19 protein-coding genes and 1 riboswitch are annotated in these 21,236 nt (G+C 37.6%); of the genes, 16 read left to right on the top strand and 3 right to left on the bottom strand.

Annotated features, from left to right (window positions below; all coding sequences use genetic code 11):
* Window positions 1–190 precede the first annotated feature (190 nt).
* Complete coding sequence (locus tag ACIP9C_RS13945; RefSeq protein ID WP_401011499.1) at window positions 191–1,375, top strand: oxalate decarboxylase family bicupin; 1,185 nt, start codon at window positions 191–193, stop codon at window positions 1,373–1,375.
* 86 nt (window positions 1,376–1,461) lie between these two features.
* Here ACIP9C_RS13945 and ACIP9C_RS13940 read toward each other — a convergent pair whose 3' ends face one another.
* On the bottom strand, window positions 1,462–2,613 hold the full coding sequence (locus ACIP9C_RS13940; RefSeq protein WP_401011497.1) for an MFS transporter: 1,152 nt from the start codon (window positions 2,611–2,613) through the stop codon (window positions 1,462–1,464).
* Window positions 2,614–2,710: 97 nt separating this feature from the next.
* On the opposite strand from ACIP9C_RS13940, the gene yeiL reads away from it, so the two are divergent.
* On the top strand, window positions 2,711–3,376 hold the full coding sequence (yeiL, locus tag ACIP9C_RS13935; RefSeq protein ID WP_401011495.1) for a transcriptional regulator YeiL: 666 nt from the start codon (window positions 2,711–2,713) through the stop codon (window positions 3,374–3,376).
* Here the strand turns inward: yeiL and ACIP9C_RS13930 are convergent.
* Complete coding sequence (locus tag ACIP9C_RS13930; protein WP_401011493.1) at window positions 3,373–3,660, bottom strand: hypothetical protein; 288 nt, start codon at window positions 3,658–3,660, stop codon at window positions 3,373–3,375. The two genes, yeiL and ACIP9C_RS13930, sit on opposite strands and share 4 nt — an antisense overlap.
* A 282-nt stretch (window positions 3,661–3,942) precedes the next feature.
* Between ACIP9C_RS13930 and ACIP9C_RS13925 the strand changes: the two genes are divergently transcribed.
* The 14 genes from ACIP9C_RS13925 (at window position 3,943) to panF (ending at window position 20,287) form a co-directional block, all read left to right on the top strand.
* A complete protein-coding gene (locus tag ACIP9C_RS13925) occupies window positions 3,943–4,923 on the top strand; it encodes a diaminopimelate dehydrogenase (protein WP_401011491.1) in 981 nt (326 codons plus the stop codon).
* A 393-nt stretch (window positions 4,924–5,316) separates the two neighbouring features.
* Window positions 5,317–8,505: a BTAD domain-containing putative transcriptional regulator gene (locus ACIP9C_RS13920; protein WP_401011489.1), complete on the top strand. Its 3,189-nt coding sequence runs from the start codon at window positions 5,317–5,319 to the stop codon at window positions 8,503–8,505.
* A 34-nt stretch (window positions 8,506–8,539) separates the two neighbouring features.
* A complete protein-coding gene (locus tag ACIP9C_RS13915; RefSeq protein ID WP_401011487.1) occupies window positions 8,540–9,370 on the top strand; it encodes an alpha/beta fold hydrolase in 831 nt (276 codons plus the stop codon).
* Window positions 9,371–9,538: 168 nt separating this feature from the next.
* Complete coding sequence (locus tag ACIP9C_RS13910; protein ID WP_401011485.1) at window positions 9,539–10,783, top strand: substrate-binding domain-containing protein; 1,245 nt, start codon at window positions 9,539–9,541, stop codon at window positions 10,781–10,783.
* 110 nt (window positions 10,784–10,893) lie between these two features.
* Window positions 10,894–11,670, top strand: coding sequence for an ABC transporter ATP-binding protein (locus tag ACIP9C_RS13905; protein ID WP_401011483.1), 777 nt, complete (start codon window positions 10,894–10,896; stop codon window positions 11,668–11,670).
* A complete protein-coding gene (locus ACIP9C_RS13900) occupies window positions 11,645–12,352 on the top strand; it encodes an ABC transporter ATP-binding protein (protein WP_401011481.1) in 708 nt (235 codons plus the stop codon). The genes ACIP9C_RS13905 and ACIP9C_RS13900 overlap by 26 nt, the downstream gene beginning before the upstream one ends.
* A gap of 15 nt (window positions 12,353–12,367) precedes the next feature.
* On the top strand, window positions 12,368–13,240 hold the full coding sequence (locus ACIP9C_RS13895; RefSeq protein WP_401011479.1) for a branched-chain amino acid ABC transporter permease: 873 nt from the start codon (window positions 12,368–12,370) through the stop codon (window positions 13,238–13,240).
* On the top strand, window positions 13,237–14,256 hold the full coding sequence (locus ACIP9C_RS13890; protein ID WP_401011477.1) for a branched-chain amino acid ABC transporter permease: 1,020 nt from the start codon (window positions 13,237–13,239) through the stop codon (window positions 14,254–14,256). Before ACIP9C_RS13895 ends, ACIP9C_RS13890 begins: the two co-directional genes overlap by 4 nt.
* Entirely contained in the window at window positions 14,253–15,257 is a 1,005-nt protein-coding gene (locus tag ACIP9C_RS13885; protein ID WP_401011475.1) for a 3-oxoacyl-ACP synthase, read from the top strand. The genes ACIP9C_RS13890 and ACIP9C_RS13885 overlap by 4 nt, the downstream gene beginning before the upstream one ends.
* A gap of 12 nt (window positions 15,258–15,269) precedes the next feature.
* Window positions 15,270–16,181: an intracellular short-chain-length polyhydroxyalkanoate depolymerase gene (gene phaZ / locus ACIP9C_RS13880; protein ID WP_401011474.1), complete on the top strand. Its 912-nt coding sequence runs from the start codon at window positions 15,270–15,272 to the stop codon at window positions 16,179–16,181.
* Window positions 16,165–16,896, top strand: coding sequence for a 3-oxoacyl-ACP reductase FabG (gene fabG / locus ACIP9C_RS13875; RefSeq protein ID WP_401011472.1), 732 nt, complete (start codon window positions 16,165–16,167; stop codon window positions 16,894–16,896). The genes phaZ and fabG overlap by 17 nt, the downstream gene beginning before the upstream one ends.
* A gap of 17 nt (window positions 16,897–16,913) precedes the next feature.
* Entirely contained in the window at window positions 16,914–18,380 is a 1,467-nt protein-coding gene (locus tag ACIP9C_RS13870) for a class I adenylate-forming enzyme family protein (RefSeq protein ID WP_401011471.1), read from the top strand.
* A gap of 198 nt (window positions 18,381–18,578) precedes the next feature.
* A complete protein-coding gene (locus tag ACIP9C_RS13865; protein WP_401011469.1) occupies window positions 18,579–18,842 on the top strand; it encodes a YhdT family protein in 264 nt (87 codons plus the stop codon).
* The gene (gene panF / locus ACIP9C_RS13860; protein ID WP_401011467.1) at window positions 18,842–20,287 is read left to right on the top strand and encodes a sodium/pantothenate symporter; all 1,446 of its coding nucleotides are present in this window, start codon (window positions 18,842–18,844) and stop codon (window positions 20,285–20,287) included. The genes ACIP9C_RS13865 and panF overlap by 1 nt, the downstream gene beginning before the upstream one ends.
* A gap of 98 nt (window positions 20,288–20,385) precedes the next feature.
* On the opposite strand, the gene ACIP9C_RS13855 is transcribed toward panF, so the two are convergent.
* Window positions 20,386–20,757: a nucleotide excision repair endonuclease gene (locus ACIP9C_RS13855; RefSeq protein WP_401011465.1), complete on the bottom strand. Its 372-nt coding sequence runs from the start codon at window positions 20,755–20,757 to the stop codon at window positions 20,386–20,388.
* A gap of 320 nt (window positions 20,758–21,077) precedes the next feature.
* Window positions 21,078–21,187: riboswitch (SAM riboswitch) on the top strand.
* Window positions 21,188–21,236: the final 49 nt, after the last annotated feature.

Here is a 21,236-nt window from a genome sequence, read left to right as displayed (position 1 = left end):
CAAATACATATAGGGTCAAATATCATCACAAAAGAACGAACTTTTGCAGCTCCACTTTAACCAGCTTAGCTGAAAGTGGGGCTATTTTAATGATGGACTCATTACAAGTGCTGAACTTTACATTAAAAGAATAAAACACATGATGCATCATACATTTTATATAGCGATTACTTAATAAAGAGGTGAATAGTTGGATAACAAGCCAGAGGGCTATTATTATGTTCCGCAGCCTATTCGCAATGATGGTGCTGGAGGGGTGGATAAAGGGCCGCGTGATATTATGCGGGATTTAGAAAATCCAGATTTGCTTGTTCCACCAATAACAGATGCAGGTCTTTTACCGAACTTGAAATTTTCCTTTTCTGATACACATATGACGTTAAATAATGGTGGTTGGTCTCGAGAAATTACTGTACGAGATTTGCCAATCGCCACTACATTGGCAGGTGTCAATATGAGTTTGACACCTGGTGGCGTGCGTGAGCTTCATTGGCATCAACAGGCGGAATGGTCTTACATGCTTCTTGGTCATGCTCGCATTACTGCCGTCGATCAAAATGGGCACAATTTTATTGCCGATGTTGGGCCAGGCGATTTATGGTATTTCCCGCCAGGTATACCTCATTCCATTCAAGGGCTTGAAGATGGCTGTGAATTTCTACTAGTGTTTGACGATGGGCATTTTTCAGATCTAAATACATTATCTATATCTGACTGGTTTGCGCATACACCGAAAGATGTGCTGTCGTCTAATTTTGGTGTTCCGATGAGTGCTTTTAATCATATACCAAAAGAACAAGTGTACATTTATCAAGATAAAATCCCCGGACCTATCGAAACACAGCAAGTACAATCTCCATACGGTAAAATTCCTCAAACATTTAAACATAGTCTGCTTGCCCAAACGCCCATTAAAACACCAGGTGGCAGTGTGAGAATTGTAGACTCCACGAATTTTCCAGTTTCCAAAGCTATTGCTGCGGCACTCGTCGAGATTGAGCCTGGTGCGATGAGGGAGCTACATTGGCATCCGAATAATGATGAATGGCAATATTACCTCCAAGGAACAGGTCGGATGACCGTGTTTGCAGGAAACGGTACAGCTAGAACCTTTGATTATCGAGCTGGAGATGTAGGATACGTGCCGTTTGCAAACGGTCATTATATTGAGAATACGGGGACTGAAACATTATGGTTCCTTGAAATATTTAAAAGTGATCGATTCCAGGATGTTTCCTTAAATCAATGGATGGCGCTTACACCATCTGAATTAGTAAAGAGCAATTTACATGTTGGTTCTGAACTTCTCAATGCTTTACGCAAGGAAAAATGGCCAGTAGTCAAATACCCTGGATTTTCTTATTATCCAAGGTAGCATTTAGTAAGAAGCTAGGACCAAAAAGAAAAAGTGTTAGATTGACTACAAACAATCTAACACTTTTTTGCTATCCGCCTATATTTTTAATAATGAAATCTATTTCTAGTAGCTAGTAATATCCCGATTGCCGGCACTGTACAAATAAGCATTGCCGCAAAGGCAAGACCAGGGGAAATTTCATATAAATAGCCACCTAAAAATGTAAGAATTGCTGTGCTTAATCCCATTGCTAGTGCAGAGTATAAGCCTTGTGCATTAGGAATTTGTTCTTTCGGTAGGTTTTTCGTTAAATAGCCAATGAATGCAAAATGTGCAAGTGCAAAGGATAGGGCATGTAATACTTGTGAGCCGATAAATACCCAAACGTTTGGAAATAAGAAGATGAGTAACCAACGTAATGACGATCCACTAGCCGCTAGCAGTAAAAGTGAAGATGAGCGCCATTTTTTAAACAGTGTATCCGCCTTCATAAAATATAAAATTTCACAAATAACCGCGATGTTAATAATCATGCCCATATAAAATGGATCAACGTGCAAATCCTCTAAATAAATATAGCCATAACTATAATAGGATGCGTGTGCACCTTGTAATAAAATAACGATAAATAACACAATAGGAAAACCTTTAATAGTCCATAATGTTTTCATTGAAAGTGATTGCGCTCGTTGTTCCTTCGTTGGTACAATAAGTAATTCTTTTGGTGTTGCCATTTGTTGCATTAATAACATACCGATGATGCCAAGAATCATGCTCCAAAAAATAATTTGTTTACCAAAAACACCTGTTAACATACTAATAATGAGTACCGCTATAACAAAGCCAAATGAACCATAGGAGCGACTTTTACCGTAATGTACGTTGCCATGTTGTACTAGCGTTGCCGCGCTGCTTTCCACAGCAGGTAATAGAGCAGGGTAAAAAATACTGAATAAAATAGTTACAAAGAGAAGGGCGATAAAGCTAGTACTTGGAATGTAAAGTAAAGCCGTTAGTAGTGCTCCAATTGCTAAAATTGTAATAAGTCGTTTATTGTGTACGTATTTTGCAAGGATTGGAAAGAAAAAAAGATTTGACGTTGCGCGAGCCAAAAGACCACATCCCATTACGACACTCGCTTGAGATACGGTAAGGTGCTTTGCATCGACTAGCCAACCTGTCCAATAAGGTAAGAAAATACCCCATGTAATAAAAAATGCAAAGAAATTTTGAGAAAGCCATCGTTGATTGTTCATAAAATTTTGTACCTCCATTTAACTATGTTGAATAATAGCATGTTCCTCGCTACAATAATGTGAGATATCTCATATTTTGAATAGGAGTCTAGAAAAAATGCAAAAACTTACAGGTGAAGAACGTTCTTACTATATAAAAAAATTTAATATTGATGATTTTTTCTCTTTTGACTTTCATCCATTTATTGAAATATGTAAATTTGAAAAGGGAGAATGGATTTTCAAAGAAGGATGCTTTCCAGATACGATGTACTATATGATGGAAGGCAAAGCAAAACTATATGTGACGCATAAAAATGGTAAGGTTTCTTTGATTGAATATATTCAAGCACCATGCTTTATGGGGGAAATTGAATTGCTAAATGAGGCGAGATATACAAAAGGGATTCAAACTGTTACAGAAACCATTTGTTTATCGATTGCAACACAGGGATGTAAAGATTTGTTGCTGGCAGATGCGCCATTTTTACGTCGATTATGTGTATTTCTCGGGGAGAAAGCTTCCAATATGACATCAAAATACACGCAAAATCAGGCTTATCCACTGGAAAATCGATTAGCGGCTTTTATCAAGCTATCGTCGGACAATGGTATTTATAAAGAAAAACATACGGAAATATGTGAGTATTTGGGGGTATCATATCGTCATTTATTATATGTACTTGCTCAATTTTGTGAGGATCATATTTTGGAAAAGCAAAAAAATGGCTATCATATAGTCGATGAAAAACGGCTTTCTCGATTAGCGCAAGAAATTCATTAAAAGGTGCTTTCATTGTACTCACTTTTTTTAATAAACCAGCGTGCTATTTGCTTCTCACTATGGTAATTACTATGTGTTTCGCTAATATCACGCTCATTTATTGGAATTGAAAGAGGCATATTGGCAGGACAAGGTATTTTTTGCATAGCTCGTTCATTGCTGAGGCGCTTGCTTGTAGAAAACCTTGCATCTAAAACCCTCAATGGTGAAACAACAAAAATTACGTTATCTTTGGGATTTAAAAAAACCGCTGTTTTACATAGTGAATAACATTTACCTTTCATTCAACATGCCCCCTTTATTGTTATATATATTGTACAAGACCTATGTTGCAAAAAGTCTCGATTTACAAGCCTTTTACGAAAACTTAATGGTTCGTTATATTTTTTAGTAATTTGTAACCGTATTCATGCCATTCATGTATAGAAATCATAGAAAAATTGTATGATTTCACTAGAAAAACACGTACTCAAACTATTGTGAATTTTTCTAACTCAAAGTATTATTGTAATTAGATTTAACGTGAAAGGTTTCACATTGTCACGTTAACGTGAGGAGGAATTTTAATGAGTGCAATTCGAGTAGGTATTGTCGGTTATGGAAATTTAGGGCGCGGTGTAGAATTCGCTATTTCGCAAAATCCAGATATGGAATTAGTAGCAGTTTTCACACGTCGTGATCCTTCAACAGTAAGCGTTGCAAGTAACGCGAACGTATATTTAGTAGATGATGCTGAAAAATTTCAAAATGACATTGATGTAATGATTTTATGTGGTGGCTCCGCTACTGATTTACCTGAACAAGGACCACATTTTGCGCAATGGTTTAATACAATTGACAGTTTTGATACTCATGCGAAAATTCCAGAGTTTTTCGAAGCGGTTGACGCTGCAGCTCAAAAATCTGGTAAAGTATCTGTTATTTCAGTAGGTTGGGATCCAGGTTTATTCTCTTTAAATCGTGTCTTAGGTGAGGCTGTATTACCAGTAGGTACAACGTATACATTCTGGGGTGATGGCTTAAGTCAAGGTCACTCAGATGCAGTTCGTCGTATTGAAGGGGTAAAAAATGCTGTACAATATACATTACCAATCAAAGATGCTGTGGAACGCGTTCGAAATGGTGAAAATCCAGAGCTTACTACACGTGAAAAACATGCACGCGAATGTTGGGTAGTGCTTGAAGATGGTGCAGATTCGGCAAAAGTAGAGCAAGAAATTGTTACAATGCCAAATTATTTCGATGAATATAACACAACTGTAAACTTTATCTCTGAAGAAGAGTTTAATGCAAATCATACAGGTATGCCACATGGTGGTTTCGTTATTCGCAGTGGTGAAAGTGGCGCTGATGATAAACAAATTCTAGAATTCTCATTAAAACTTGAAAGTAATCCAAACTTCACATCAAGTGTCCTTGTAGCGTATGCTCGTGCAGCACACCGTTTAAGCCAAGCAGGCGACAAAGGGGCAAAAACAGTACTCGATATTCCATTTGGTCTGTTATCTCCAAAATCTGCTGCGCAATTACGTAAGGATTTATTATAATCAAAGCTCAAATCCCGATTATCTATAATGATAATTGGGATTGTTTTTATTTGTTAGAATACTAGTGAGAACTAGTCGATGGTAGCAAATGCGGTGACTACAGCGTTACAACAAACTGCGCATACCGAGCGTTATGGCTTACGATGTGCTCGTGGAAAGCATCCGCCGTCAACGACATAGCAAAAAAGTGTTAGATGCATGGCAGTAAATCTAACACTTTTTCTCTTTTGTATCACATAAAGTACTAGGAGTGCAGAAACAATTCATTGGAATAATGTAAAACTACATATAGTATATGGTAAAATGTCAATAATTTAACTATTCGCAAAGAATGGCATGTAGTTTATGTCACAACCCGTATTACTGTAATTATGGGGGAGGTAAGTGTAAGTAATGACAGCAGATATTATTATTCAATCGAAGTGTATTCCACCTAGTCCATCTAGTCATTGTATTCGTAGAGCGTCATTAATGAAAAAACTGAAAAAAGGTCTTGGACATACTTGTACATTTATTCATAGTGGTGCTGGATACGGTAAGACCACTATCCTTGCACAATTTTTACATGCGGAATCAAGTAAATTCTCTTGGTATAGTGTTTCAGAAGAGGACGATAACATATTACCCTTCCTAAGACATTTATTTCATAGTATTAGACGAATTATACCGCTTTTTGGTGAACAATTTGATAATTGGAATCAGCTATCACGCTTTCCGAAAATCGAAGAATTGAATCGGTGGTATAAGCTATTTGTTAATAGCTTATGTGAGATACAAGAGAACTTTTTCGTCGTTATTGACGACTACCATTTAGTAGACCATGAATTTCATATTAACTATGTAATGGAGAAAATCATTGAATTTTCACCTCCAAATATTCACTTTATCTTTGCCTCTAGAACATTACCGAATTGGGATATTATTAGAAAACTAAAAATGCACATGAAAGCACATTTTATTACAGAAGCGGATTTAGCATTTACAGATGAAGAAATTGCCGTTTTTTTTGAAGATTATGCAGCGATACAACTATCGGAAAATGAAATATCGAAAGTATTAAATATTACAGAAGGTTGGGCAATCAGCATTGCATTGCTAGCTGAGCAATGGAACAATGAAGCATTAGATTACTGGTTAACTATTCATTCAAATGATCTGTTTTCCTACTTATCAGAAGAAGTATTTTTAAAGATGCGTAAATCCGAGCAAGATGCACTACTCAATTTAGCTATTTTCCCTACTTTCTCAGTGGAATTAATTACACAATTTTATAATAGAGAAACCGCCGACACGCTAAAACAGTTATTAAAGAAACATCTGTTTATTCAACCAGTTGCTGAGAATGGCTCCTATCGTTTTCATGCGTTATTTAGCCGATTTTTAGAGATGAAGTGGAAGCAATTTCCGACACACTATATGAATTTGCATAAAAAGGCTGCTTTATATTACGTCAATAACAACAATGTTCATGCCATTTTACATCATGCATTTAAATCAAATGATGCAAATTTTAGTGGTGAACTACTGCAAGACCATGCTGAGAGTATAGTGAAAGCTGGTCAGTTTGAATGGCTGTTAGAGAAAATTCATCGTTTTTCGACAGATGTAAAAATAAAGTTTTACCGTTTGTATTTTTTTGAAGGGGAGTGCCACCGCTATCGTGCCTATTATGAAAAAGCGAAACATGCTTACGAAATGAGTGAGCAGCTTGCTAAAAGGAACAACGATGCACTCTTTATGACGAAGGCACAGGCTGGATTAGCTCACATTTATCTTGATACAATTCAGCCTGCTTTAGCAGAGCCCTATTTAAAACAAGCATTACAATTAGCTCCTGTTGCGTCATTAAGCAATGAAGAACATATAGAATTACAACGACAGTATACTGAAAATTTAGTGAATTTAGGAAAAGCGCAAAAGGCAAAACAATTTATAGAAAAAGTAAATTTAAGTGAAGCTGTTTTGTATAGAGCGAATGTTGATGTGCGGATATTGTTAAGAACGGGACAGCTGTTGGAGGCAAAAAATCTATTGATTGAAAGATTGGAAATGCCCCCTCAATTGGTAGCGACACACAGGGAAAGTGAGCTTTTAGCATCGTTCGTTTTCGCCTTATTAGGTCAGGGCGAAGAAGCTTGGTATTCTGCACAGCATGGTATTCGGAGAGGGATACGTGAAAAGTCCATTTTTATTGAGGCAGTTGGCTATAATCGAAAAGCTCATGCTTTATTGTTATTAGATTATCCTAATTATGAAGAGGCTTGTGATGCTTATGAGAAAGCTATTGCGCTAATGAATGCAATTAATATTTCACGTGTAAAGGCTGAACCATATATGGGACTTGCAATTGCTAAACATGCACGAGGGGATTACGTCGCTGCTCGGAAGTACTTAGCACTAGGCTTACAGGAAACGGAACAAGTACAAGATGCTTGGATGACAGCACTTATTTTACTAGCTGAAGTGAAAGTGATGATTTCTTGTAATGAATGGCAAGAGGCAAAACAAATTTTATCAAAGGCACAAAAGCTATTCCTTGATTGTGGTGATCAATATGGGGAAATGCATGTTTATTTCTATCAATCTGTTATCGCCTTCAAAGAAAATAATGCAATAGCATTTACACATTGTTTTCAGCATTTTGCTAGTTATTGTATTGACTATGGCTACGATTATTTTTTTCAAAGAAAAACGATTCTCGGTCCAACGAATTTAACGATTTTTTATGAGCTATTACAGTATAGCGAGAGCTGTAGTGAAGACAATACAGCGATTCATGTGATGCGCAATTATTTTCAAATGGAAGGGAATATCGTTTATCCTGCTGATGAAATGCAAATAAATTTATTTGGTAGTTTAAATTTAATTAGAAATCATCGTAAATTAGGAGACAAAGAATGGCAGCGAGAAAAGTCGAAGGAGCTTTTTGTCTATTTATATTGCCATCGCCATAGGTATATGCCCAAAGAGGAAATTGCACAAGCATTATGGCCAGAGCGGTCAGTAGAAACATTAGATCGGGACTTTAAAGTAGTTTTAAACACTTTATTAAAAGTGCTTGAACCGAATCGAAATGCTCGTCAAGATAGCTTCTTTATTCATCGTAAAAATAATATGTATCAACTACAGCATATTCAATTTTTGCATATCGATGCAGAACGTTTTCATTATTATTATGCGCTAGGTATGGAAGAATTTGATCCACTATTGTCAGATGAGTGGTTGCAAATCGCTGCTAATAGTTACACAGATGTATTATATGCTGAAAAAAAGCAAATCGATTGGCTGACGCAAGATCGTGACAAACTGCAAACTTTATATATTGAAGTACTTGAACGATTAGCGCAAAATGCAACACGACAACAACAGTTTAAACAAGCTATTTTTTATGCCGAAAAGATGATTCAAGAAGATATACTTTGGGAGGAAGGGTACCGTCTTTTAATGTATAGTTACTATCAATTAGGGAACCGATCTCTTGCATTAAAGTGGTATGAAAAATGTGTGCAACAATTACAAAAAGAACTCAGTACATCTCCGATGGAATCGACAATGGCTGTTTTTGATTTAATAATGAATTAGCACACTTATACATTGAAATATTGGAGGGGCACGCATGCCATTTTGTAAAGTAACGAATGCAAATATTTATTATGAAGTGATAGGTGAAGGAATACCGATCATTATGTTACATGGATTTTCCCCAGATCATCGCCTTATGAAAGGATGTATGGAACCGATTTTTAAAGAGAGTGATGGCTGGAGGCGTATTTATATTGATCTCCCAGGCATGGGCAAGACAGAAGACTATGAAAATATCAGCAATTCAGATGAAATGTTAGCAACTGTACTAGAGTTTATAAAGACATTCGTGCCGAATCAACCTTATGTAATAGTGGGTGAATCATATGGTGGCTATTTAACAAGAGGTATTATGCAAACTCATAGAGATCGCATTTTAGGTGCTGCTTTTATTTGTCCTTTGATTTTACCAGAAAAGCGAGATCGAACAGTGCCGGCACATTCGATCATAGCTGAAGATCAAACATTTTTAGCCACATTAACGAAACAAGAAGTAGACGATTTTAGTTCGAACCAAGTTGTCCTTGATGAATATAACTGGAAACGATATACAAATGAGGTGTTAGCCGGTTGCCATATAGCAGATGAGCATTTTCTAGAAAAAATTCAACAAAGCTACGGCTTTTCATTTCACCTAGAGGATATTATTTTTCATCAACCAAGTCTCTTTTTATTAGGAAAACAAGATGCGGTAGTAGGCTATAAGGATGCTTTTGACGTGATAGAGTTATTTCCAAGAGCAACATTCTCGATTTTAGATCGGGCAGGACATAACCTACAAATTGAACAATCCAATATTTTTTATGTACTTGTGAGCGAGTGGTTAGATCGAGTAATCGAATCAAATCGGTCTTCTTTCTTGTAGGGTCAAAAACCTGTATTTATCTTGAGTTCGGTCTTGTACTGGACTCTTTTTTTATTTTCTTATTTTAGCGAAAGAAATTTGTAACTGATTTGTAACTGGACTTTTATATAGTAAGTGCATAGCAACGAAAGCGCTTTCTTTACAACTCATTTTGAAAGGGGTTTTGGGATGAAAAAGGTTTGGTTATTATTACTGTTAGCCGTTTTATCACTGATGATGGTGGCTTGCAATGGAGAAGGGGCAAAAGAAAATTCAGCAGATGAGCCTGCTTCAAATGATGAGGATAATGGGTCTGCAGTGAAAACTGAGGGGGGCACAATTAAAATCGGAGTACTTGCTTCGTTGACAGGTGCCCTCGAATCATATGGTAAGCAAACACAACGTGGTTTTGATTTAGGCATTGAATATGCAACAAACGGCAGTATGGAGGTAAATGGTAAAAAAATCGAAATTGTGTATGAAGATACAGAAACGAAACCTGAGGTAGCGGTACAGAAGGCTACAAAGCTATTAGAGGATGATAAGGTAGATTTTTTAGTTGGCTCATCTAGCTCAGGTGACACGCTCGCTGTATTACCGCTAGCAGAGGAATACGAGAAAATTATGGTTGTTGAACCAGCCGTAGCAGATAGTATTACAGGTGCTGAATTTAATGACTATATATTCCGCACAGGACGTAACTCTTCACAGGATGCATATGCAGCAGCTGCTGCAATCGCAGGCAAAGGCGTGAAAATCGCAACGTTTGCACCAGATTATTCATTCGGATGGGATGGTGTGAAGGCATTTAAAACAGCTGCGGAGAAACTAGGTGCTGAAATTGTGTTAGAGGAGTATGCAGATCCAGCTGCAACAGACTTTACCTCTAATTTACAAAAGGTAATTGATGCTAAGCCAGATTATTTATTTGTCGTATGGGCTGGGGCAAACTCGCCTTGGAATCAAATTGCCGATCTTAAAATTCAAGAAAAAGGTATAAAAATTTCTACAGGTGCGCCCGATATTATCGCCCTAAAGTTTATGAATCCGCTAATAGGAATGGAAGGATTCTCGGTTTATTATCATACGTTACCGCAAAATGATGTGAATAAATGGTTAGTAGATGAGCACCAAAAACGCTTTAATGAAGTACCAGATTTATTTACCCCTGGTGGGATGTCGGCTGCTATTTCAATTGTAGAAGCATTGAAAAAATCACAAGGGGACGCAGATGCAAAGAAACTAATCGGCATTATGGAAGGTATGTCCTTTGAGACACCAAAAGGCAAGATGACTTTTCGAGAAGAAGATCATCAAGCTTTACAGTCAATGTATTCTATTCGCTTAGAACAACAAGAAGGTGTTGATTACCCAGTGCCAGTGCTAATTCGTGAACTAAGCCCTGAGGAAACTGCGCCACCTGTTATGAACTAGACTTTTCCCTAACAATCGAGAGACAGAAAAATACGTAGTTCTGTCTCTTTTCATCTCATTTCTGTTGAGAGCAGATGAAGAGTGATAGAAACGCTAGAAAGGAGATTGAAATGGAGCCCATTTTACGAACAGAAAATTTAACAATTCGTTTTGGTGGCCATACAGCAGTCGATCAAGTGAACTTTACGATGCCTGAAAAACATTTGAAATCAATTATTGGACCAAATGGAGCAGGAAAAACGACCTTTTTTAATTTAATTAGTGGGGAGTTAAAGCCTACTACTGGTGATGTGATTTTCAAAGGGCAATCACTTGCACAAGTATCATCGGTTGAAAGGACGCGCATGGGACTAGGACGGTCATTTCAAATTACAAATGTTTTTCCGAATTTAACTGTTTTAGAGAACGTTCGTCTAGCAGTGCAATCTAAAGAAAAAATACGCTATCAATTGTTTCGCCATCATAAAAGTTATAAGGCAATTACAGAAAAAGCGGAGGAACTATTGACGCTTGTTTTGCTTGATAATAAAAGAGATGCGCTGACGACGATGCTGTCCCATGGTGAAAAGAGAAAATTAGAAATTGCCATGTTGCTAGCGCTAGATACAGAAATTTTACTGCTCGATGAACCTACTGCTGGCATGTCATTAGAAGAAGTACCTGCCATTTTAGAGGTGATTCGTACGATAAAAAATAATGGAGACAAAACAATTTTGCTTATTGAACACAAGATGGATATGATTTTAGATTTGTCAGACTCCATTATGGTGTTATTTAATGGTCAGCTTCTTGCAGATGGAACACCAGATGCCATTATGCAAAATGAAACTGTTCAAAATGCCTATTTAGGGGGGCTGTACGATGAACACCTTACTGAAATTAAATGATGTTCATACACATATTGGGCAATACCATATTTTGCAAGGGGTAAATTTTGAAGCGCTTGAAGGACAGGTCAGTGTCTTACTAGGGAGAAATGGCGCAGGAAAAACGACCACTTTAAAAACCATTATGGGGCTAACACCCGCTTCTAAAGGGGATGTTGAATTTCGAATGAAATCGATAAAAAAAAGCCCCACTCACAAAGTGGCTAAACTAGGCATTGGCTATGTACCTGAAAATCAAGGGATTTTTGCGGATTTAACGGTAGAGGAAAATATGAAAGTTGCCATGCGCAAGGAAGACAATGCGGCAATGGAGCGGCAACAATATGTTCTCGAGCTTTTTCCAGATTTAAAGAAATTTTGGAAAAAGGCTGGTGGTCATCTTTCAGGTGGTCAAAAGCAAATGCTGTCAATGGCAAGAGCATTTATCAATGACAGTAAATTAATTTTAATAGATGAGCCGTCAAAAGGACTTGCACCGATTGTTGTTGAGAAAGTAATGGAGGCAATCGTTGAAATGAAAAAGCAAACGTCCATTGTCCTTGTAGAGCAAAACTTTATAATGGCGAGTCGAATTGGTGACACGTACACATTAATCGATGATGGTCGAACGGTACATTCAGGAAACATGAAAGAACTTATCCAAAATGAAGAGTTGAAACGTAAATATCTTGGAATCGGATAAAGGGGGTGTGTTTCGTTGGAGCTAATCGTAAATTTAGTAATCAACGGGCTTGCTACAGGCATGTTAATCTTTTTGCTTGCAGCAGGACTGACGTTAATTTTTGGGCTAATGGATGTATTAAATTTTGCTCACGGTGGATTATTTGTATGGGGCGCTTACGCCGGGATATTTACGTATATGTACACAGAAAGCTTTTTAATTGGCATTATAGGAGCAATCGTCGCAGGTGCTATTTTAGGCTTACTGACGGAGAAGTTTATTATTACACCGGTATACGGCAATCATATCCAACAAATTTTAATTACTTTAGGGTTAATGCTTGTTTTACAAGAGATGATTAAAGTCGTTTTTGGACCAAATGGTGTATCAGTAAAAACACCTAGCTATTTAGCGGGAAGCTGGGAAATAGGTGATGTCATTATTATTAAATATCGATTATTTATCATTATAGTAGGTTTTGTGATTTTCGGTATTTTCCAATACATGCTAAAACGAACAAAAATCGGGCTAATAGTACGAGCGGGTGTACAGGATAAAGAAATGGCGCAGGCGCTTGGTATTCATATTAAACAAGTATTTTTATATGTCTTTATGGTAGGTGCGGCGTTAGCGGCATTGAGTGGCATGTTAATGGCGCCATATTCAGGAGTTATTTATGCCGAGATGGGGATGGAATATGCTATTTTAGGCTTTATCGTCGTTGTCATTGGTGGAATGGGGAGTTTTTCTGGTTCACTGCTTGCTGCCATTTTAGTTGGGCTCGCTGGTAGCTTTATGGCTTATTATGTGCCTGTGTTATCGCTTGCTGTCAATATGATTTTAATGGCGATCGTGTTAATTTTCCGACCTCAAGGCTTATTTACAATCGGAAAGGAGAGATCGACATGATAAAAAAGCTGACGTGGAAACATCTAAGTTTTGTTTTACTGCTAGCTATTCTCGTTCTTCTTCCATTTGTTAATGACTCGAGGACACTCATCATTTTATTAACGCAAATTTTTATCTTTGGTATTTTAGCAATGAGTTACGATATTTTGCTCGGGTATACGGGTATCGTCTCATTTGGGCATGCGATGTTCTTCGGAATCGGAGCTTATACAACAGCCGTAATGCTGAAACAAGTCGATACGACGCTTTCCATCTTTTTATTGTCTATTGTGATTGGGATGTTTGTAGCAGGTATTGTAAGCTTCCTAGTTGGATTACTAACATTGCGTTTAAAAAGTCACTTTTTTGCAATGCTTACACTCGCCTTTTCTGGACTGTTTCTAGTTGTTGCTGAAAAATGGCGTTCCATTACATATGGCAATGACGGATTTACGTTTAGAGCACCAGAAATTTTTAAAGATCGAATCACATTTTATTATTTTGTATTAGCATGCTTAGTTGTAATTTTTATTGCCCTCTATCGATTTGTTCAGTCGCCAACGGGACGTATATTAATTGCTGTGCGAGAAAATGAGCAAAGAACGAAATCATTAGGTTTTCACACTCTACATTACAAAGTAATCGCATCAATTGTGGCAGGAACTGTAGCAAGCATAGCAGGTTCTCTCTATGCGTTGTCACTGCGTTTTGTGAATACAAGTGTTATGACGATGGACATTACACTTGATGCATTGTTAATGACGATTATAGGAGGTGTAGGCACATTAGTTGGACCACTGCTTGGTGCAGCGGTCATTGAATATGCACAGCATACACTTTCAGGATTAGCTAGGGATTATCCAATTTTCGAGCGATGGATTATTTTCTTCGGGATTCTCTATATTTTAGCCGTAATCTTCTTTCCAAAAGGGATCATCGGTTCTATCCGGCTCATGGTATGGAAATGGAGAATAAAGCTTAAAAAAAGACGGAAAACACCATCTGCACTGTCGCATGAGAAGGAGCGATTTGAATGACTGTAGGCATAGTCAGTACAGGTATTTATATTCCACAAACGAAAATGACATCAAGCGAAATAGCCCATCATTCGTCTATTCCCGAGCACATTATTCGCCAGAAGATGGGCATACACGAAAAGCCAATTCCTGGTGAACAGGATCATACTGTGCAAATGGGCATTTGGGCTGCACAAGAAGCCTTACAAAAGGCGGGGATTGAGCCAAAAACAATTGATGTTGTAATTTATATAGGAGAGGAACATAAGGAATATCCACTTTGGACGGCATCAATTAAAATGCAAGACGAACTTGGAGCTGTCAATGCTTGGGCATTTGATGTGCAATTACGATGTGGTACGACGATTATGGCACTTAAATTAGCAAAAAGTTTAATGGAATCGGATGAAGCTATTCACACCGTCTTACTCGCAGGTGGCTATCGTAATGTTGATTTTATAGATTATCAAAATCCACGAACACGCTTTATGTATAACTTGGGTGCCGGTGGAGGTGCTATTGTTTTACAAAAGAATTATGATAGAAACCACCTGCTAGAGGCAGATATTATGACGGATGGTTCTTTTTCAGAGGATGTTGTAGTCCCTGTTGGAGGTACAAAGAAGCCACTAACTCCTGAGCATTTAGCACAAAATCGATATCAATTAGATGTATTAGATCCAGTAGGCATGAAGGAGCGGCTTGAACAAAAATCATTAAATAATTTTTTGAAGGTCATTCGATCGTCTTTAGCGAAGAGTGGATTAAGAGAAGAAAATATTAGCTACCTAGCGATGCTTCATATGAAAAAGTCTGCACATGCGTATATATTGTCAGAACTTGGCTTACAAGAGGAACAATCCATTTACTTAGAAAACTACGGTCATATTGGACAAATCGATCAAATTTTATCATTACAGCTGGCATTAGAGGAAAAACGTATTCACGATGGGGACATCGTAACACTTGTAAGTGCTGGTATAGGCTATGTCTGGGGAGCTATTACAATTCGTTGGGGATAGGGAGGAAGCGCAATGTTACAAACAGTTCAACTATTAAATGGGGAAACAATTGCTTATCGTAAACGTGACGGGGGTAGCCATACTTTATTATTAATTCATGGCAATATGACCTCCTCAAAGCACTGGGATGTGCTAGTGGAAGCTTTAGATGCAAAATACACGATATATGCCATGGATTTACGCGGTTTTGGAGGTTCTTCTTATCATCAACCAATTACCTCAATTAAAGATTTTAGTGACGATGTCAAACTATTTGTAGATGCGCTTGCATTAAAACACTTTGATCTGATTGGCTGGTCTACAGGTGGAGCGGTGAGTATGCAGTTTGTCGCAAATTATCCTGGTTATTGTCAACGGCTGATTTTATTAGCTTCGGCTTCGACTAGAGGCTATCCATTTTACAGTGATTTAGGAACGGGTAATCAATCTTCGTTCAAAAGAGCTTCCACCTATGAAGAAGTACTCGTAGATACGTCTAAAACTAAGACTGTACAAGGTTTCTATGATACAAAAAATGCGCAAGGCTTAAAATCAATTTGGGATGCACTGATTTATACAGAGCAGAAGCCAGATTCTGTTCACTATGATGAATATGTAGAAGATATGCTGACGCAAAGAAATCTAGCTGAAGTTTATCATGCATTAAATACATTTAATGTGAGTGCTGTCGACAATGAAGTGGCAAAAGGGACGAACGAAGTACAACAAATTAACATTCCAATTTTAGTGTTAAGGGGAGAACGTGATTTAGTCATAACAGAGCAAATGAAGGATGAAACAATGCACGATTTACCTAAGCATGCGCAGTTTGTCAGCTTAAAAAATTGTGGTCATTCTCCTCTTATTGATGATTTACAGCAGCTTTCGTTAGAAATCGAAACATTTTTACAATTTGGAGGGAAACATAATGCGCTTACACAATAAAGTAGCAATTATTACAGGGGCTGCAAATGGCATCGGATTTGCAGCTGCAGAACGGTTTATTGAAGAAGGAGCCATTGTTTTTATTGCTGATTTTGATGACAATGCGGGGATTATCGCAGCGAATCAACTAGGTGAAAAAGCTACGTTTGTGCAGGTTGATGTTGCTGACAGAGACAGTGTAAAAAAGCTTGTGACAACAGTAATTGCGCAAGCTGGACGTATTGATATTTTAGTCAATAACGCAGGTATAACACGTGATGCAATGCTGACAAAAATGACGGAGGATCAATTTCAGCAAGTGCTTGATGTAAACCTATCAGGGGTCTTCCACTGCACGCAAGAGGTTAGCCCCCATATGGTTGCTGCTGGATACGGTAAAATTATTAATACTTCCTCTGTAAGTGGGGTTTATGGAAATGTTGGTCAAACAAATTATGCTGCGACAAAGGCTGCGATTGTAGGTATGACGAAAACATGGGCAAAAGAGCTTGGGCGGAAAGGGATTAACGTAAATGCTGTAGCACCAGGCTTTACAGAGACAGATATGGTTAAAAAGATGCCTGAAACAGTGCTAGAAAAAATGCGTTCGATTGTGCCGCTTCAAAGATTAGGAACACCGAGGGATATCGCTAATGCTTATTTATTTTTAGCATCTGAAGAGGCTTCCTATGTCCATGGCCATACTCTCCATGTGGATGGCGCTATTATGATGTGATAAAGGAGGAGTTCAAGATGTTTGCAGAGCAAGCTTGGATTTTAAATCGTGCATCTTTAACACCGCATCGTTTAGCATTAGTTAACCTAGAAACAAAGGAACAATGGACATATCAAGAGTTAACACATGAAATTGCAAAATGGAGCTGTTTTTTCGAAGAACAAGGTTTACAGACTGGTAGTCGTGTAGCGGTTTTTGCTAGAAATAACATGCATCTATTTGCCATTTTATTTGCTTGTGGATTGCGAGGACTTATTTATGTCCCTTTAAATTGGCGCCTGAATACGAAGGAACTAAACGAAATTATTGCAGATGCTACACCTTCCTTGCTTCTTTATGATCAGGCCATTCGTTGTCCTTTACAACTAAAAAATATGTATCCCATCCAACAAGTTCAACAATCAGAAACTGTTCCTAGCACGATAGAAATGGATTTAAATGAACCTTGGCTAATGATTTATACAGGTGGCACTACCGGTAAAGCAAAGGGGGTAGTTTTGTCCTTTAATTCTGTTAATTGGAATGCAATTAATACAATTATTAGTTGGGGGCTATGTGAAAAAGACTGCACGTTAAACTATATGCCGATGTTCCATACAGGAGGGCTAAATGCTTTATCCATCCCGTTGCTTATGGCAGGAGGTACGGTGGTAATTGGTGATAAGTTCGAAGCGGAAACGGCACTTAGAGCAATTAATCATTATAAGACAACCATTTCTTTATTTGTTCCAACAATGTATCAGGCAATGATTTCAACAAATTACTTCCAGATAAGTAATTTTCCATCTGTGAAAGTGTTCTTATCTGGCGGGGCACCGTGTCCACTCCCGATATACGATGCATTTTTTAACAAGGGACTTTATTTTAAAGAAGGCTATGGATTAACGGAGGCTGGGCCGAATAATTTTTATATTTCTCGTGAAGATGCCTATTTAAAAAAAGGAGCAGTAGGGAAAAGCATGCAATTTAATGAAGCAAAAATTATGAATAAAGAGGGGGAAAATTGCACTGCTCATGAGGTAGGAGAGCTATTTGTCAGAGGTAAGCATATGTTTAGATTTTATTGGAATAATCAGCAGGAAACTGATAATACGATACGTGATGGGTGGTTAAGGACCGGTGATTTAGCCACAATGGATGAGGATGGTTATTTCTATATTGTCGGTCGCAGGAAAGAAATGATAATTAGTGGTGGTGAAAATGTTTATCCACAAGAGGTAGAGCAATGTTTATTGCGTCATCAGCTCGTAAAAGAAGCGGCAGTCATCGGGGTACCGGATAACTATTGGGGCGAAATTGTAACGGCATTTATTGTTTGCCAACATGAGACAGATACGCTAGTTGAAGAAGTGGAGACACTATGTCGAAACGAATTAGGTCACTACAAAATCCCTAAAAAAATTATTATTATCGATGAATTGCCAAAAACAATCGTTGGCAAAATCGACAAAAAAGCGCTTCAAATGCATTTGAAAAGCTCTTGATCATAGATAGAATATGAGGAAACGCAGGTGGCTTGTGTGCGAAATCGCCACTAAGGCAAAGAAGCTGCAGGAAACTTAGAATTTACTTCATTCAAAAGGCATTGTTCGCTAACTTTCGTTTTTTTTATCTATTTTTTCACAAAGCTTCCCATAATACCTACATACCAGTAAAATAGAGTAGGTTAGGGGGATTCTATATTGAAAGATCAACGCTTTAAAATTGCGCATCGTGAAGCGCTCATTGGCATTGGACTTGTAATTGTCAACTTTGCTATTTGGTACGGCTTTGCATATGGCCTAGGCTCGGGGGATCCAACAAAATATACGTATGTTTGGGGTTTCCCTGCTTGGTTTTTCTATAGTTGTATCGCTGGAACAGCTTTTATGATTGTCTTAATTTGGCTCGTCCTAAAACTCTTTTTCAAAGATGTTCCATTTGAGGATGGGGAGGTGGATGAATAATGCATTGGCAAGTTATTTTTCCGCTCTTCATATTTTTAATTATCATTTTTGGAATAGGTATATGGGCGAATAAACATGTCCGTTCATCGAACTCGTTTTTACAGGAATATTTTCTTGGTGGTCGTGAAATGGGAGGCTTTATTCTAGCGATGACCATGATTGCCACTTACGGAAGCGCAAGTAGTTTTATTGGTGGACCAGGTGTCGCTTATAATAAGGGACTTGGATGGGTACTGTTAGCGATGGCGCAACTACCTGCGGGGTATTTTGTATTAATGATTTTAGGCAAGAAATTTGCGATTATCGCTCGCCGTTATCAAGCGATTACATTAATTGATTTTTTACGTGAACGCTATAACAGTCATGTCATCGTGATTTTATCTGCAATTAGTATTATTGTCTTTTTATTTTCTGCGATGATGGCACAGTGGGTAGGTGGAGCGCGCTTAATTGAATCATTAACGGGTTTAAATTATACTGCGGCACTCTTTATTTTTGCAGCGTCGGTATTAATTTATGTTATTATCGGGGGCTTCCGAGCTGTAGCTTTAACGGATACGGTACAAGGTTCGATAATGGTAATTGGTACTGTTATTTTACTAATTGGGACAATCGTTGCGGGCGGGGGAATAGATCAAATTATGACATCCCTTGTTGCAGAAAATCCAAAACTCGTGACCCCATTTGGTGCAGAAGGAGAACTTACTCCGTTGTATGTCTCTACATTTTGGATTTTAATAGGAATTGGCGTAGTTGGGCTACCTCAAATTGCAGTTCGTGCTATGAGCTATAAAGATTCAAAAAGTATGCATTTAGCGATTATTATTGGTACCATCGCCATTGGGACAATTATGTTCGGTATGCACCTAATTGGTGTGCTAGCTCGTCCAGTAATGCCAGGCATTGAAATTGGCGATAAGGTGATGCCACTACTAACGTTAAAAGTTTTACCGCCATTTTTAGCGGGTATTGTTTTAGCAGCACCAATGGCAGCAACGATGTCTACGGTTAATGCGTTGCTCATGTTAGTTAGTTCAACAGTCGTGAAGGATATTTATTTAAATTACGTGAAGCCAACTGCCAGCGATGGAGAAATTAAGCGTGCAAGCTTTATCGTTACTACAGTAATTGGTTTAGCAGTTGTTGTATTTGCGTTAAATCCACCAGACTTACTTGTGTGGCTTAATTTATTTGCATTTGGCGGCCTAGAAGCTGTCTTTATTTGGTCAGTCGTTTTAGGCTTATATTGGAAAAAGGCTAATAAATACGGCGCTATTGCTTCCATGATTACGGGCATGACGTTATATATTGTAATCGATCGCTTTTATCCGTCAATCTTTGGCATGCATACAGTGACAATCCCAATAGTGGCTTCATTCATTATTTTTGTCATCGTAAGTTACCTAACAGCTAATAAATTTAAAGATGAAAAAATATTTATTTAAATATCAAAATACCTTGGGAGGATAAAGCTCTCAAGGTATTTTGCATTTTTGAGGAAAAAAAGAAAAACCGTTAGCATATTTCATGCTAACGGCATTTTTTAATAAAATACTTTTTCAAGATTATATTTTGCACGGAATGTGTTAATTGCATAAGTTTCGTAAATTTCACGTTCCATTGGATCATCAATTTCATATACTTCAATTTTGAAAATTTCATCACGGTATTTTTTCATTGGTGATACATTATCTTCAAAATGCTTTTTAATGCGTTGACGAATTTTACGCGCTTTCCCTACAAACAATAGCTCATTTTTTTCGTTGTAGAATAAGAAAATGCCACCTTTTTCGCGAGTGATTTTATGGAAATCAATAAAACCATGGAATGGCGGGATTTCTACATCCCCAGGTTTTAATACTTGCTCACGTTGACGAATTACCAAGTCTGGTTTTGGGAGTTCAATTTTAATCAAAATATTCACGTTCCTCTCTGTTACTAAAGGTATATGTTAACATAATACCTCCTTGATTACCATTCCGATTTATTTGTACAAAAATCTATTTACTGCGCATAGCTGTAATCGGGTGTAATTTGTCATTTGTTTGTCATCTACTTAGGCTAATAGATGTTAAAAATGATTTTTAAGCCGTATTTACGTAATCTACAAAAGCTTTAGGTAGAATTGATTATAGTGTTTAACAAAAAATATACTTCCATTCATTTAAATACTAAATATTCTATGTATTATTGAAATTCTTAATCGTTCATGATACAATTCTTTTTAATTAAATAATCTTATCAAGAGAAGCTGAGGGATTTGGCCCGATGACGCTTCAGCAACCTCTAACAATGTTAGAAAGGTGCTAATTCCACCAAAGGATTTTTCCTTTGAGAGATAAGAGTGAACGTGATAATTATCCTTCTCATTCTTGCTCTAAAGGAATGAGGGGG

Origin of the sequence: Lysinibacillus sp. NPDC093210, from assembly GCF_044753985.1 — a bacterium.
GTDB lineage: Bacteria > Bacillota > Bacilli > Bacillales_A > Planococcaceae > Lysinibacillus.
Note: the sequence above shows the minus strand (reverse complement) of the source record. Positions and strands in the feature narration are given on the sequence as shown.